The organism is Bradyrhizobium sp. LeoA1Lang (assembly GCF_055413685.1).
This window is the reverse complement of the sequence record NZ_JBVAPG010000193.1, coordinates 1-13,812: the sequence shown is the minus strand read 5'-3', so window position 1 is coordinate 13,812 and position 13,812 is coordinate 1. Positions and strand designations below refer to the sequence as shown.

13 protein-coding genes and 1 pseudogene are annotated in these 13,812 nt (G+C 64.5%); 8 read left to right on the top strand and 6 right to left on the bottom strand.

Annotated elements, in window-relative coordinates; genetic code table 11:
* The first annotated feature begins 128 nt into the window (after nucleotides 1-128).
* The 6 genes and pseudogenes from ACZYOF_RS37545 to ACZYOF_RS37520 all read left to right on the top strand — a co-directional run bounded on the left by ACZYOF_RS37545 (nucleotide 129) and on the right by ACZYOF_RS37520 (nucleotide 4,705).
* Nucleotides 129-1,454, top strand: coding sequence for a TonB-dependent receptor domain-containing protein (locus tag ACZYOF_RS37545; RefSeq protein WP_463718918.1), 1,326 nt, complete (start codon nucleotides 129-131; stop codon nucleotides 1,452-1,454).
* 180 nt (nucleotides 1,455-1,634) lie between these two features.
* On the top strand, nucleotides 1,635-1,970 hold the full coding sequence (locus ACZYOF_RS37540) for an antibiotic biosynthesis monooxygenase family protein (RefSeq protein WP_463718917.1): 336 nt from the start codon (nucleotides 1,635-1,637) through the stop codon (nucleotides 1,968-1,970).
* Nucleotides 1,971-1,980: 10 nt separating this feature from the next.
* Nucleotides 1,981-2,478 (top strand): annotated as a pseudogene (gene hutX / locus ACZYOF_RS37535) (heme utilization cystosolic carrier protein HutX); the annotation flags it as partial.
* Nucleotides 2,479-2,685: 207 nt separating this feature from the next.
* Complete coding sequence (gene exbB / locus ACZYOF_RS37530; RefSeq protein ID WP_463718919.1) at nucleotides 2,686-3,417, top strand: tonB-system energizer ExbB; 732 nt, start codon at nucleotides 2,686-2,688, stop codon at nucleotides 3,415-3,417.
* 3 nt (nucleotides 3,418-3,420) lie between these two features.
* Nucleotides 3,421-3,867, top strand: coding sequence for a TonB system transport protein ExbD (gene exbD, locus ACZYOF_RS37525; RefSeq protein ID WP_463718916.1), 447 nt, complete (start codon nucleotides 3,421-3,423; stop codon nucleotides 3,865-3,867).
* A gap of 7 nt (nucleotides 3,868-3,874) precedes the next feature.
* Entirely contained in the window at nucleotides 3,875-4,705 is an 831-nt protein-coding gene (locus ACZYOF_RS37520; protein ID WP_463718915.1) for an energy transducer TonB family protein, read from the top strand.
* Between the two features lie 3 nt (nucleotides 4,706-4,708).
* Here the strand turns inward: ACZYOF_RS37520 and ACZYOF_RS37515 are convergent, their stop codons facing one another.
* The 4 genes from ACZYOF_RS37515 to ACZYOF_RS37500 all read right to left on the bottom strand — a co-directional run bounded on the left by ACZYOF_RS37515 (nucleotide 4,709) and on the right by ACZYOF_RS37500 (nucleotide 9,222).
* Nucleotides 4,709-5,605, bottom strand: a complete 897-nt coding sequence (locus tag ACZYOF_RS37515) for a carbohydrate ABC transporter permease (RefSeq protein ID WP_130583113.1) — start codon at nucleotides 5,603-5,605, stop codon at nucleotides 4,709-4,711.
* On the bottom strand, nucleotides 5,598-6,554 hold the full coding sequence (locus tag ACZYOF_RS37510) for a carbohydrate ABC transporter permease (protein ID WP_130583112.1): 957 nt from the start codon (nucleotides 6,552-6,554) through the stop codon (nucleotides 5,598-5,600). Before ACZYOF_RS37510 ends, ACZYOF_RS37515 begins: the two co-directional genes overlap by 8 nt.
* A 144-nt stretch (nucleotides 6,555-6,698) precedes the next feature.
* On the bottom strand, nucleotides 6,699-8,039 hold the full coding sequence (locus ACZYOF_RS37505; protein WP_130583110.1) for an ABC transporter substrate-binding protein: 1,341 nt from the start codon (nucleotides 8,037-8,039) through the stop codon (nucleotides 6,699-6,701).
* 139 nt (nucleotides 8,040-8,178) lie between these two features.
* Nucleotides 8,179-9,222, bottom strand: coding sequence for a C-terminal binding protein (locus ACZYOF_RS37500; RefSeq protein ID WP_463718914.1), 1,044 nt, complete (start codon nucleotides 9,220-9,222; stop codon nucleotides 8,179-8,181).
* Between the two features lie 241 nt (nucleotides 9,223-9,463).
* On the opposite strand from ACZYOF_RS37500, the gene ACZYOF_RS37495 reads away from it, so the two are divergent.
* Nucleotides 9,464-11,149: a methyl-accepting chemotaxis protein gene (locus tag ACZYOF_RS37495; RefSeq protein ID WP_463718913.1), complete on the top strand. Its 1,686-nt coding sequence runs from the start codon at nucleotides 9,464-9,466 to the stop codon at nucleotides 11,147-11,149.
* Between the two features lie 254 nt (nucleotides 11,150-11,403).
* Here ACZYOF_RS37495 and ACZYOF_RS37490 read toward each other — a convergent pair whose 3' ends face one another.
* The gene (locus ACZYOF_RS37490) at nucleotides 11,404-12,387 is read right to left on the bottom strand and encodes a Bug family tripartite tricarboxylate transporter substrate binding protein (RefSeq protein ID WP_463718912.1); all 984 of its coding nucleotides are present in this window, start codon (nucleotides 12,385-12,387) and stop codon (nucleotides 11,404-11,406) included.
* A 92-nt stretch (nucleotides 12,388-12,479) separates the two neighbouring features.
* On the bottom strand, nucleotides 12,480-13,430 hold the full coding sequence (locus tag ACZYOF_RS37485) for a DMT family transporter (protein WP_463718911.1): 951 nt from the start codon (nucleotides 13,428-13,430) through the stop codon (nucleotides 12,480-12,482).
* A 135-nt stretch (nucleotides 13,431-13,565) separates the two neighbouring features.
* On the opposite strand from ACZYOF_RS37485, the gene ACZYOF_RS37480 reads away from it, so the two are divergent.
* Nucleotides 13,566-13,778 carry a hypothetical protein gene (locus ACZYOF_RS37480; RefSeq protein WP_463718910.1) on the top strand — a complete coding sequence of 71 codons (213 nt, stop codon included), beginning with the start codon at nucleotides 13,566-13,568 and terminating at the stop codon, nucleotides 13,776-13,778.
* Nucleotides 13,779-13,812: the final 34 nt, after the last annotated feature.

Here is a 13,812-nt window from a genome sequence, read left to right as displayed (position 1 = left end):
CAGAGGTCCCTTCAGAGGGGAGCACCCAATCATCGCCCAGCGGCAGCGTCAATCACCCCGATCGGGCAATCCAAAGCATTCCGCGCAAGTCAAGGCCGGGCACGGCGATCCTCTCGTGACGCTCACGGTTGTTCGACTGGGATGCGAAGGTCTACTGGAATCGCACCGAGAACGACCAGGTCAAGACCGGGCATACCACCACCACGCCGTCGGCTTTCTGCGGTGGCGTGCCCGGCAACGCCGTCTCCGGCTGTATCGGCAGCAATCGCGGCTATCTCCTGGATACCTACGGCGTCGATATCCACAACACCTCACGTTTCGATTTGTTGGATTGGCACAATGCCATCACCTACGGTCTTGATGCGTTCCAGGACCAGGTGAGCACGAACGACAGGAGCGGCACGTCCGAGGTGACGACGCCAGGCGGCCGTCGCACGGTGTCCGGCGGCTTCGTGCAGTGGAAGGCCAATTACCAGAACCTGGTCGAAACCATCTCGGCGCTGCGTTACGACAATTACCAGTTGGAATCGGGGACGACGTCCTCCAGCGGCGACCGCCTTTCGCCGAAGATCACGGTCGGACTGATGCCTGCCGCGATGCTGACGCCCTATGTCAGCTATGCCGAAGGCTACCGCGCGCCGTCGATCACCGAGACGCTCGTCAACGGCCCGCATTCCGGCGCCACCATCAACGATTCGTTCTTCCGTTGTCCGTCGGGCACGCCGGGGCCCGGCGCCGACTCGACATTCTGCTTCGTCCCCAATCCGAACCTGAAGCCCGAGATCGGCAAGAACAAGGAGATCGGCTTCAACCTGAAGAAGAACGACCTGTTCGTGCCGGGCGACAGCATCCGCGGCAAGTTCAACTTCTTCCGCAACGACATCGAGAACTACATCGATCTGGTTTCCTATGGTCCTCCGCTGGTGGTTCCGACCGGTCCGCCGCCCGCACCGCGCATCACCGTGTTGCCCTTCGTGCAGTACCAGAACATCGCCGAGGCCCGAATCGAGGGTTTCGAAGCTGAGACCATGTATGATGCCAGAACCTGGTTCGTCGGCATTGCCGGGAGCTACATGCAGGGCAAGAACCTCCAGACCGGCCTCGGGCTCTACAGCATCCCGCCGCAGAAGATCACCACCACGGCCGGCGTGCGCCTGCTCGACAACACGCTGGTGATCTCCGCGATGTGGACGTCGGCGCAGGCCAATAACAATATCCCCCCGACCTTCACGCCGGCGACGTCCTACGATCTCGTGAATCTCTACGTGGCCTACACGCCGACGCGCGATCTGGTGCTCAACTTCTCGGTCGAGAACCTCCTGGATCAATACTACCGTCCCTACGCCATTCCGGTCGGCTCCACCGGCGACACCCAGAACGACGTCAAATGGGCCAGCGCGGGGCCGGGGATCGTCTTCAAGGGCGGCCTCAGATATCACTTTGGAGGGACCTGATCGAGGAACCGGCAGCCCTGACGGGAGGGCCATCACCATCATGCCGCCGGCCGCGCTGATGCCAGCGCGGCTCGGCGCGTTCTTGTTTTCAACCAACTTAACCGGCAGGCTGCGCAAGCGGCGCAGCGCCGAAAACCAAACAAGCGGCCAGCGCCGCAAACCCAGAAGGAGAATTCGACAATGTTTATCGCCATGAACCGCTTCCAGGTGAAGAAGGGCTCGGAGCAGGCGTTCGAGACCGTCTGGGCCACCCGGGAATCCTATCTCGGCGACCTGCCGGGCTTCGTCGAATTCCATCTGCTCAAGGGGCCTGAGGCCGAGGACCACACGCTGTATTCGTCACACACCACCTGGGTCGACAAGGCGGCGTTCGAAGCCTGGACACGCTCGGAAGAATTCCGCCGCGCGCATGCCCGTGCCGACAACAAGACCGGCGAGAGCCTCTATCTCGGCCATCCCAAATTCGAAGGCTTTGAGGTGATCCAGACCGAGCGCAAGGCGAGCGCTGCGGCGTAAGGAGACTGCCATGTCGAGTACGGAGCTTGCCGATCTCAGGGCCTACATGGCCGACAATCCCGGCGCCGTGATCGAGAACGTCGCGCGTGAGCGAAAGGTTTCGCCGCGCGCGGTGATCGAGGCGCTGCCGGGCGAGATGGTGCGGATCGGTGCAGGCGGCGAATTCGCCGCCGCCATGCAGGACGTCGCTGGTTGGGGCGAGGTGACGCTGATCGTCCACACCGACGATGCGATTTTCGAGTTCACCGGCGCAATACCGGGTGGCGAGATCGGCCGCGGCTATTTCAACCTGATGCAGCCGCAGGGCCTGCACGGCCATCTCCGCCACGAGCGTTGCGGGGCGATCGCCTTTGTCGAGCGCCCCTTCATGGGCAAGTCGTCGGCCTTCATCGCCTTCATCAATGTCGACGGCGGCATCATGTTCAAGGTGTTCGTCGGCCGCGACGAGACCCGCGCGCTGCGCGGCGACCAGCTCCAGCGCTTCCGTGCACTCGCGGACCGGATCGCGCCCAGCGCGTTTTCGAGCGAAGTGGACACCGGTTCGCGTGAAGAAAACGCGTCAAAACAAGAATCTAGAGCTTCGGTTCTGATTCAATCAGAACCGAAGCTCTAGGAGCGCGGCCTGAGGAAGCAACGGCGGGAGGCGATCATGCAAGCATGGTTCGATGGATTTTGCCGGCGCCCGATCGTCACGGCGCTGATCGCTTCCAGCGCAATGCTGTGGCCGGCTGCTTGCTTCGCCGCCGACGATAACGCGCTATTGCCGCGCAACCTCTCGCCCTGGGGCATGTTCCAGAGCGCCGACATCGTGGTGAAGGCGGTCATGATCGGCTTGGCCTTCGCCTCGCTGGCGACGTGGACGATCTGGCTGGCGAAAACCATCGAGATCCGCCGCCAGACGGCACTGGCGAAACAGCGGCTGCGCCTGCTCGAGAAGGATACGCTGCTGGCTGAGGCGGAGCAGGCGAGCCGCGGCGGCGACGACGCGGTGGCGCAGATCATCCAATCGGCGGCGCGCGAGGCGAGCCTTTCCGGCGGCGTGTTCGATGACGGCTTCAAGGAGCGTACCGCGCTCAGGTTGGAGCGGGTGGAGGCCGCGATGGCACGGCAGATCGCGCGCGGCACCGGTGTGCTCGCGACCATTGGCGCCACCGCGCCCTTTGTCGGCCTGTTCGGCACGGTCTGGGGCATCATGAATTCCTTCATCGGCATCTCCGAGGCGCATACGACCAACCTCGCGGTGGTCGCGCCCGGCATTGCCGAAGCGTTGCTTGCGACCGCGCTGGGGCTGGTCGCGGCGATCCCCGCGGTCGTGATCTACAATCATCTGACGCGGTCGATCGCCGCCCATCGCGCGCTGCTTGGAGATGCCTGCGCGATGGTGCTGCTCCTGGTCAGCCGCGAGGGCGACCGCGGCCTGTTTCGCCTCGCCCGCGCCGCGGAGTGAATGATGGGCGTCAGGCTCGGGGCGGGCAGTGCAGGGGGCGGGCGGTTTCGGGCCGAGGACGATCTCGTCGAGGCGCATGAGATCAACGTCACCCCCTTCATCGATGTCATGCTGGTGCTGCTCATCATCTTCATGGTCGCGGCACCGCTCGCCACCGTCGATCTCGGCGTCGACCTGCCCGCGAGCACCGCCGAGCCGCAGCCGCGCCCGGACAAGCCGGTGTTTGTCACGGTGAAGCCCGATCTGTCCGTCGCCGTCGGCGAGGATATCGTCGCGCGTGATGCGCTCGCCACGACTATCGACGGCGCCACCAAGGGCCGCAAGGACGAGCGCATCTTCGTGCGTGCCGACAAGGCGGTGAGCTACGGCGAATTGATGGAGGTGATGAACCTGTTGCGCAACGCGGGCTATCTCAAGATCGCGCTGGTCGGCCTCGACGGCCGGAGCTGATCCTCAAATGAACGCCTTCGCGCTGCATGACGTCACCGACCAGACCGCGTTGCGGCGCTGGGGCATCTCGGCGGTCGCAATCCTCGCCACCCATGCGGCGCTGATCGCGGCCGGCATGAAATGGTATCGCGAGCAGCCGCTGCCCGGTGTCTCCTTGCCTGCGATCATGGTCGACATGGCGCCGGCGACGTCGGCGCCGCAATCGACGCCGCTGGATCTCGCGCCGGGCCCCGAGATGCAGGCCGCTGACGCTTCGCCGCCCGAACCGGCGCCGCAGCAGGCGGTGGAAGAGCTGATCCCGCCGACCCCGCCGCAGGAAAAGCCGGAGGTGGTGGCGCCACCGGAGCAGAAGGTGCAGCCGGCGCCGACGACGCCCGAACCTGCAAAGCCCGTTCCCGACCATAAGCCGGCGCCGGTCAAGCCGAAGGTGGTCCGCCCCGACGCCAAGAAGCCGACGGAGGCACCGCCGGCGCCGCGCACCACTGCGTCACCACGCGTCGAGCGCCAGGGACCGACCATGTCCGCCGTGAGCAGCGGCGCCTCCGCGGCCGCCGTCGCCTCCTACAATCAGATCGTCCGTGCCCATCTCCTGCGCTTCAAGCAATATCCGCCGGGTGCCAAGTCCGCCGGACAGCAGGGCGTCGCCAGCGTGGTTTTCACACTCGGCCGCAACGGACAGGTGACGTCGAGCCGGCTCGGCCGGTCGTCGGGCAATCCCGCGCTGGATGCGGAGGTGGTGGCGATGGTTCGCCGCGCCCAGCCGTTTCCGCCGTTCCCGGCCGACATGATGCACCCCGCGATGGGCTTCAACGTGCCGATCTCGTTCTCGCTGCGATAACCGCTACTCCTTCACCGCGCCGGTGAGCGAGGAGACATAGTAGTCCACGAACAGCGAGTAGAAGATCGCAACCGGCAGCGAGCCGAGCAGCGAGCCCGCCATCAGCGCGCCCCATTGATAGACGTCGCCGGAGACGAGCTCGGTCAGGATCGCGACCGGCACGGTCTTGTTGGCGCTGCTCTGGATGAAGGCAAGCGCGTAGATGAACTCGTTCCATGACAGCGTGAAGGAGAAGATGCCGGCCGAGATCAGGCCGGGCACTGCGAGCGGCAACGTGATCCGCCGCAGGATCTGCAGCCTTGTTGCGCCGTCCACCAGCGCGCATTCCTCGAGCTCATAGGGGATCGACTTGAAATAGCCGATCAGCAGCCAGGTGCAGAACGGCACCAGGAAGGTCGGATAGACCAGGATCAGCGCGAGCGGGCTGTCGAACAAGCCGAACTGCACCACGACGGTCGCGAGCGGAATGAACAGGATCGACGGCGGCACCAGATAGGCGAGATAGATGCCGAGGCCCACATAGGGGCTGCCGCGGAAGCGCAGCCGCTCGATCGCGTAAGCTGCAAGCGTGCTCGCGAGCAGCGACAGGAAAGTGGAGCCGATCGCCACCAGCATCGTCGTCTTCAGCCAGCGCGGATAGGCGGTGTTGAACAGGAGGTGCTGGATGTGCGCCAGCGTCGGCGAGGATATCCAGAACGGGTTGTGCTCCTTGTAGTTCAGGAGCTCCGCGTTCGGTTTGAACGCGGTCACCGCCATCCAGTAGAACGGGAACAGCAGGATGATGACGAAGCAGGCGAGCGGCAGATAGATCATCATCATCCGCCGCGCGCGGGAGTCCCACGCCATGGTGTCGGGGGTTGCGCTGGCGACGTTGGTTGGTTGCGCGACTGCGTCAGTCATCGCTCTCTCCCTGCTGCCATTTGCGCCGGGCTAGGCCGAAATAGCTGAACAGCGTCGCGAACACCAGGAACGGCACCATCGACACCGCGATCGCCGCGCCCTCGCCGAGCTCGCCGCCGGCAATGCCGCGCTGGAACGCCAGCGTCGCGAGCAGGTGCGTCGAATTCACCGGCCCGCCGCGGGTGATGGCGTAGACGAGCTGGAAATCGGTGAAGGTGAAGATGATCGAGAACGTCATCACGATGGCGAGGATCGGCATCATCATCGGGAAGGTGATGTAGCGGAAGCGCTGCCAGGATGAGGCGCCGTCCAGCATCGCCGCCTCGTAAAGCGAAGGCGAGATGGTCTGCAGGCCCGCCAAGAGCGAGATCGCCACGAACGGGATGCCGCGCCAGATATTGGCCGCGATCAGCGAAAATCGCGCCGGCCAGGCCGAGCCGAGGAAGTCGATATTGGTCGAGCGCCAGTGCAGCACGTCGACCAGGAGATAGGAGATGATCGAGAACTGCGGATCGTAGATCCACCAGAATGCCAGCGCCGACAGCACGGTCGGCACGATCCATGGCAGCAGCACGATGGCGCGCAGGATGCTCTTGAACGGGAAGTGGTTGTTGAGCAAGAGCGCCAGCCAGAAGCCGAGTGCGAATTTTCCGAAGGTCGCGACCGCTGTGTAGAACACGCTGTAGAACACCGCGCCCCACCACAGGGGATCGCTGAGCAGGTACTGGAAGTTCTCCAGCCCGACATAGATGCCGCGCCGCCCGATCGTGGTGTCGGTGAAGGCGAGCCAGACGCCGAGCCCGAGCGGATAGGTGAGGAACACGGCGAGTAGCCCGATCGCCGGCGCAAGGCACACGACGATCAGGAACGGCTTGTAGTCGAGCAGGCGCGCGAACCAGTTCGGCTGGCGCAGCGCGATGCCTCGGGGAGATAGTGTGGTCACGGACATGAATACGTGTCCTGCTTTGGGCTGTCATTCCGGGGCGATGCGCAGCATCGAACTTTGATGTGCAATTGCACATCAGAGAATCTCGAGATTCCGGGTCTGGTCCTTCGGACCATCCCGGAATGACGGAACGCGACTAGTGCGGTCTCATCTGCGGAAATATCGCTTGCAGCGCCGCTCGGCTTCCGCGGCCGCGGCCTCCGGCGTTGCGGCATCTGTCGCGACCGACGCGCACATCTGCACCAGCACGTAGTCGGCATTGACGGCGCCGGTCGCGGTCGAGATCGGGCCCTTGTAGCCGGCGTAATACTGGCTCTTCATGGTGTCCTTGAAGATCTTGACCTTGGGATCGCCGGACCACACGGCGGCTTCCGCATAGGCTGCGAGCGGCTGCGACCAGTACCCGCTATTGGCGTTCAGCCACGGCTCGTACTGCTCCTTCTCCAGCATGAACTGCAGGAAGGCTTTCGCCGCGTTCGGATAGGGGCTGTGCTTGAACACCATGGCGTTCAGCGTCAGCCCCGACATCGGCGTGGAGGCTGCGAGGCCCCTCGGCAGGAACTGATGCTCGGTGTCCTCGGCGATCGCGGCGGTCGCCGGATCGTTCTTCAGCGCGAAATAGAGCGAGACGCCGTTGGCCGTCAGCGCGATTTCCTGCGACGAGTAGGCGCGGTTGTTGGAGACGTCGTTCCAGGATGGCGTGCCGGCGATGAAGGTCGGATACAGCTCCTTCAGATATTTCAGCGCGGCCACCGTCTCCTTGCTGTTGATGGTGACGTTGCCTTCTTCATCGAGCAGGGAGGCATTGTGCGACCACAGGATCCAGTTGGCAAAGCCGTTGCCGTCGCCGACCGCGTTGCCGAGCGCGTAGCCTGCGGGCTTGCCGGCCTTCTGCAGCTTGCGACAGACGTCCAGCACGCCCGCATGATCTTCCGGTATCTTGTCGTAGCCGATCGATTGCAGCACCGACTTGCGGTACACCAGCGGCCCGCCGCTGGCGCCGAACGGCAATCCGATCCAGGCGTTGCCCTTGGCGCGCTTGCCGTATTTCTGGGCCAGCGTCTGCCAGCCGCCATAGCGCTTGCCGAGATATTCGGCGACATCGGTGAGTTCGATCAGCTTGTCGGCGTAGATATGCGGCGCGTCCGAGAAGCCGATGATGATGTCGGGACCGGCGCCGGAGTTCGAGGTCACCGCCGTCTGCTGGTTGATGTCCTCCCAGCCGACGAAATCGACCTTGACCTCAACGCCCATCTTCTCGGTGAACTTGGCGGCGTTGGCGCGGAACACGTCCTCGTCGGCCTTGACGAAGCGGACCGGGCGCAGCATCCGCAGGTTCGCGCCCTTCTCGATCGGCAGCGACGGTGCGGCGACGTCGGCCGCCTTGACGCGCGATTCGGTTGATTGCGCCGAAGCGCCGGTTGCCGCCAGCGCCGCGGCCGAGAGGCCGAGCGCCAACGCGTCACGACGGGTGAGGTCGTTCCCCATAGTCTCCTCCCTTGTTTTTCGTTCCCGGCGTTACTCGCCGGTGAACGTGAGCCTCAGTCCTCGTGGGGCCGAAGCAATCGCCTTGAGACTTTTGCCCCGCGCAATTTCCGCGTCGCGGGAAACGCGTGTTCCCCGCCGGCTAGCTGTTCGGGCCGCGATCCATGCTGACAGGCTGCCAGCGCCGGAGCGAGGTATTCTGCAGCACCGACGGATTGACGCAGCTTACCGGCCACAGCCCGGAAAGCACCAGTGACAATTCGTAGCCCACGCGGCGCTTGCGCGCTTCATCGAAACGTGCAGATGCGGAGGCGACATGGGCGGTCAGCGTGACGTTGTCCATGCGGAGCAGGGGATTGTTGTGCGACGGCGGCTCCTTCTCCAGCACGTCGAGCGCGGCATGCGCGATCCGGCCTTCCTGCAGCGCCTTGATCAATCCTTCCTCGTCGACCGTGGCGCCGCGTCCGGTGTTGATGAAGATCGCGCTCTTCTTCATCTGCCGGAAATGCTTCTCGGTGAGCATGTGATGCACCTCGGGCCGTGCCGGCGCATGCATCGAGACGAAGTCGGATTGCGACAGCACCTCCGACAGCGTCGCCGGCAGCACGTTGTGTTCCGACATCAGCGTTTCCTGGATGAACGGATCGTAGGCGATCATCCGCAGGCCGAACGGGGCCGCGCGCTTCGCCACCGCGCGCGCCACGCGTCCGAACGAGATGAAGCCGAGCGTCTGGCCCATCAGGCGCGGAATTTTCAGCAGCGCCGGGCGTCCTTCGGTCCAGCGTCCTTCGCGCACCATCTTGTCCTGCTCGACCAGGCGGCGGAAGCCGGCAAGCAGCAGCATCATCGCGTGATCGGCGACTTCCTCGATGAAGGTGTCGGGGATGTTGGTGACGGGGATGCCGCGGGCGGTTGCCGCCTTAACGTCGACGCTGTCGACGCCGACGGTGCCAAGCGTGATCACCTTGCAGTTCTCGAGCGCATCGATGACCGCCTTGGTGATCGGCATGCCCTTGGCGTAGATCGCATCCGCCGTCTTGGCGGCTGCGATGAATTCCGCCTCGTTGGCGGGCGCCTCGATGATCTCGGCGCCGATCGGATCGAGCGCTTCCTTTTCATAATCGTAGCCGCCGCCGGCCACCGTGAAGCTTGCGCCCTTCGGCGTCACCACCCTGAACTTCGACATCTCCTGCTCCCGATTTTCTTCTTCGGTTGTTGATTCTTCGGCCATCACTAGGCCGCGACAAGTCGCCGCTGCCGCGTCTTCGCAAGCCGCAGCCATTCCGCACCCGTCCCGGTCGCCTTGAGCGCGGCTTTCCCGGGCTTTTACGGAGAGGCTTCGTAACCAGACGCTAAAGGCTCTCACATTAGGGTGGACCGAATCAATCCGCCAAACACGCAAGCGCGCCATTCGCCGGAGACGCCCTGTGAAGCTGACCAACCTCAAGATCACCCCCAAACTCGGCATTTTGGTGGGGGTGACCATCCTTGGTCTCTGCGCCGCCGGCGTCCTCGCGGGTCATCTGATGCAGCGCGAAATGATGAAGGCGCGCATCGACCAGACCAAGGCGATGGTCGAGATGGCCGTGAACATGGCGGCCGGCCTGAAAAAGGAGGTCGATGCCGGGCGGACGACCAAGGAGGCGGCGCTCGCCGAGCTCGGCAAGCGCGGCAACTCCATGACCTATGACAACGGCTCCGGCTACCTGTTCGGCACCTCCTATGATGGCATCACCGTCCTTGCGCCCGATCCCAAGCAGATCGGCGCCAACCGCATGGACGTGGTCACCAACGGCCGCAAGCTGTCCCGCGAATTGATGGATGGCGTGAAGGCGAAGGGCGAAATCCTCCTCACCTACGAATATGTGCGGCCGGGCGAACAGAAGCCGATCCGCAAGATCGGCTATGCCGTCGCCGTTCCCGGCTTCGACATGTATCTCGGCACCGGGGCCTATATCGACGATATCGATGCCAAGCTGGCGCCGATCGCCTGGCTGCTTGGCCTTTCGATCCTCGGCATCGCCATCATCTCCGGCTCGATCGCCTGGCTGATCGGGCGCAGCATTACCAGGCCGCTCGGCCAGCTCGGCACAAGGATGCGGGAACTCGCCGACGGCAAGCTCGATGGCGATATTCCCGGCGTCGGCCGCGGCGACGAGGTGGGCGCCATGGCGGCGACCGTGCAGATCTTCAAGGACAATGCGGTTCGCATCCGCGGCCTCGAGCAGGCGGAAGCGGAGACGCAGGCCCGCGCTGCGGCCGAGCGCCGTGCCGCGATGGAGAATATCGCCAACGATTTCGAGCGCAGCATCACCGGCGTGGTCCGTTCGGTCGCGACCGCTGCGGCCGGCATGCAGACCACAGCGCAATCGATGACGGCGACCGCGAGCGACGCCAGCGCGCGGGCTGCGACGGTCAGCGCGGCGTCCGAAAGCGCCTCGAACAATGTCGGCACCGTGGCTGCCGCGGCCGAGGAACTGTCGAGCTCGGTGACCGAGATCTCCCGCCAGGTAGCGCGATCCAGCGAGATCGCGAGCAAGGCGGTGGCCGATGCCGAGCGCACCAACGCCACCGTGCAGGCGCTCTCCACCGGCGCGGAGAAGATCGGTGAGGTGGTGAAGCTGATCCACTCGATCGCCGCGCAGACCAACCTGCTCGCGCTCAACGCCACGATCGAAGCCGCGCGCGCCGGCGAATCCGGCCGTGGCTTTGCGGTGGTCGCTTCAGAGGTGAAGGCGCTCGCCAACCAGACCGCGAAAGCGACCGAGGAGATCTCCGCCCAGGTCGCCGCCATGCAGGCCTCGACCACGGAGGCGGTCGCCTCGATCGGCGGCATCACCGGGACGATCGCCCAGATGAGCGAGATCACCGCCAGCATCTCGACCTCGGTCGACCAGCAGGGCGATGCGACGCGCGAGATCGCGCGCAACATCCAGCAGGTCGCGACTGGCTCCAGCGAGATTTCCACCCATATCGGCGGCGTCACCACGGCCGCCACCGCCACCGGCACGGCGGCCTCCGACGTGCTGTCGAACGCCCGCGAGCTCGACACCCAGTCCGGCATGCTCCGCAACGCCGTCGACCAGTTCCTGGCCAAGGTGCGCGCGGCGTAAGCTTGGTCTATTATCTCGCGTCATTGCGAGCGCAGCGAAGCAATCCATCTCACCGCTTGTGGAGGCATGGATTGCTTCGTCGCTGCGCTCCTCGCAATGACGAATCTGGGCGAAGGTTCTATCGTAGGGTGGGCAAAGGCGCGCCAGCGCCGTGCCCACCATTTAGCGCTCCGCTCGTGATGGTGGGCACGCTTCCGCCTTCGCTCTTCGAGCTACGGCGGACAAGTCGCTTTGCCCACCCTACGGCACCACAACTATTGCTTCTCGATCCCGGCTTCCGTGATCAGCTTTTCCCAGAGCACGAGCTGTTCTTTCAGGAATGCGTCGAATTCCTCAGGTGTGCTCGAAAATGCTTCCATGCCGCGTTCGGCGAGCTGGCTCTTGATGTCGGGACGCTCGACGACCTTGCGGATCTCGGCGTTCAGCCTGACCACGATGTCCTTGGGCATATTGGCCGGGCCGAGATAGCCCTGCCATGAGGTGATGTCGAAGCCTTTCACAGTATCATCCATGGTCGGCAGCTCCGGCAGCAGCGCCGAGCGCCGCTTGGTGGTGACGGCCAGCGGTTTCAGCGCCTTGGCGTTGACGTGCGGCAGCCCGGTCGGGACGTCGACGAACATCATGGAGACGCGGCCGGCGATGACGTCGGTGAGCGCGGGCGGCGAGCTCTTGTAGGGGACGTGCAACAGATCGATGCCGGCGAGGCGGGCGAAGGTCGCGCCCGACACGATGGCCGATGAGCTGCCGCTGGCGTAGGAGTATTTGCCCGGCTCCTTCTTGGCGAGCGCGATCAGCTCGGCGACTGAGTTGGCCGGGATTTCCGGATTGATTACCAGCATGAACGGCAAGTCGCCGGTTCGCGCGATCGGCGTGAAGTCCTTGACCGGGTCGTAGCTCATGGTCTTGAGCAGATAGGGATTGGCCGAGTGCGTCGTGTTGGTCGTCACGAACAGGGTGTAGCCGTCGGGCGCGGAGCGGGCGACGTAACTCGCCGCGATCGAGCCGTTGGCGCCCGCCTTGTTGTCGATCACCATGGTGACGCCGAGCGCAGTGCCGACCTCCTTCGAGATCAGGCGCGTCGTGGTGTCGGTGCCGCTGCCGGCCGCGAACGGCAATACCAGCGTGATGTTGCGGTTCGGGTAGCCCGGTGCCTGCGCCGTGGCCGCGCCGGACAGCAGCGCGAATGCCAGGGATGCCGCCGCCAGCATGCGCCAATGGTGTTTCAGTCCAGAGATCATATCGTCGTTTCCCCCGCTGGGTTTATGGGCAGTTGGTTGCCGGGGAAACTAGCCGGTCACGGCCAAAAGCGGAAGGCGTTGCCGTGCCGCATTCACCGTTTGGTCGAGCTCCGCCGTGACGCGATCACGACGCCGGCCAGCACCAGCGCGTAGCCGATCAGGTGAAACGGCTGCAGCGCCTCGCCGAGCAGGAAGATCGCCATCGCCGAGCCGAACACCGGTACCAAATGGAAGAACGGCGCGGCCCGGTTCGGTCCGATCATCGCGATGCCGCGGTTGAAGAACAGATAGGCCAGCGCCGAGGGGAAGATCAGGACATAGGCCAGCGTTCCCAGCGTGAGCGCGTCGAACTTGAGCGTGGCGCCGGTCAGATATTCCCAGATCGAGCCGGGCACCAGCATCAAGGCTCCGCAGCCGGTGGTGAACGCGATCAGCGAGAGCTGATGCGTCACCGGGCGCCGCATCATCAGCGCGGAATAGAGTCCGAACGACAAAAGCGCGGAGGCGAGCATCACATCGCCGCGATTGAAGCTGATGGAGGCGAGCGCGCCGAGATCGCCGCGCAGGATGATGGTGAGGACGCCGGCCAGCGAGAGGGTGATGCCGGCGAGCTGCGCGCCGGTCAGCCGCACGCCGAACAGCACCAGGGCCCACAGCGCCACGAACAGCGGCCCCGCCGACTGGATCAGGAGCGCGTTGAGGGCCTGGGTGTATTGCAGCCCCCAATAGGAGATCGCATTGTTGAAGGCGAAGCCGGAGAGCGAGAGCAGCAGCATCAGTGGCAGGCGGGCGCGCAGCGCCGGCCAGTCCTGCCGCAGATGCGGCCAGGCAAAGGGCAGCAGGATGAGGCAGGTGCCCGACCAGCGCAGGCAGGACAGCGTCAGCGGCGGCACGTGATTGCCGACATAGCGCGCGATCACGATATTGCCGGCCCAGAACAGCGAGGTCAGGCTGAGCAGCAGATAGGGCTGGTTGTTGAGCCAGGCGATCGCGGAGCGGCGTGTGGGAGCTGATGCGGACGGCAAGGCGCGGAGGTCGGTCATGCTATCAGCCCTTTTTGCCGGATTCTCCCCGTGCGACAAGACGCTCCGGAAGAGAGCAGCCATGCGCGCTGCCGCTGGCGCGTCATGGAAGCGACATATGCGATGCTGAACTCCAAGGAATTATCGGAGAGACGGATGGGCGTGGACCTCTTGAACGTCGAAGGCCTCAAGGCGCTGCAGCCACAGGAGCCGGTCGTGATGGCGAACCTGATGCGTTTCCGCGAGCGCTCGCTCGATGGCGACGGCTCGGGCTGGGAGAGGGTGTCAGAAAGAATGTGTAAGCAGGTTTCTGTGAGTTTACCTTACCGAGGAGACTCACATGACGACCGACACGACGATTACACCTGAACTGCTGGATCAACTGCTTGCTAACTATGAGAAG

Excerpts from the sequence above, each read along its gene's own strand:
- ACZYOF_RS37540 (WP_463718917.1), top strand. The coding sequence starts at position 1,635 with ATGTTTATCGCCATGAACCGCTTCCAGGTGAAGAAGGGCTCGGAGCAG.
- exbB (WP_463718919.1), top strand. The coding sequence starts at position 2,686 with ATGCTGTGGCCGGCTGCTTGCTTCGCCGCCGACGATAACGCGCTATTG.
- exbD (WP_463718916.1), top strand. The coding sequence starts at position 3,421 with ATGGGCGTCAGGCTCGGGGCGGGCAGTGCAGGGGGCGGGCGGTTTCGG.
- ACZYOF_RS37520 (WP_463718915.1), top strand. The coding sequence starts at position 3,875 with ATGAACGCCTTCGCGCTGCATGACGTCACCGACCAGACCGCGTTGCGG.
- ACZYOF_RS37515 (WP_130583113.1), bottom strand. The coding sequence starts at position 5,605 with ATGACTGACGCAGTCGCGCAACCAACCAACGTCGCCAGCGCAACCCCC.
- ACZYOF_RS37510 (WP_130583112.1), bottom strand. The coding sequence starts at position 6,554 with ATGTCCGTGACCACACTATCTCCCCGAGGCATCGCGCTGCGCCAGCCG.
- ACZYOF_RS37505 (WP_130583110.1), bottom strand. The coding sequence starts at position 8,039 with ATGGGGAACGACCTCACCCGTCGTGACGCGTTGGCGCTCGGCCTCTCG.
- ACZYOF_RS37500 (WP_463718914.1), bottom strand. The coding sequence starts at position 9,222 with ATGTCGAAGTTCAGGGTGGTGACGCCGAAGGGCGCAAGCTTCACGGTG.
- ACZYOF_RS37490 (WP_463718912.1), bottom strand. The coding sequence starts at position 12,387 with ATGATCTCTGGACTGAAACACCATTGGCGCATGCTGGCGGCGGCATCC.
- ACZYOF_RS37485 (WP_463718911.1), bottom strand. The coding sequence starts at position 13,430 with ATGACCGACCTCCGCGCCTTGCCGTCCGCATCAGCTCCCACACGCCGC.
- ACZYOF_RS37480 (WP_463718910.1), top strand. The coding sequence starts at position 13,566 with ATGGGCGTGGACCTCTTGAACGTCGAAGGCCTCAAGGCGCTGCAGCCA.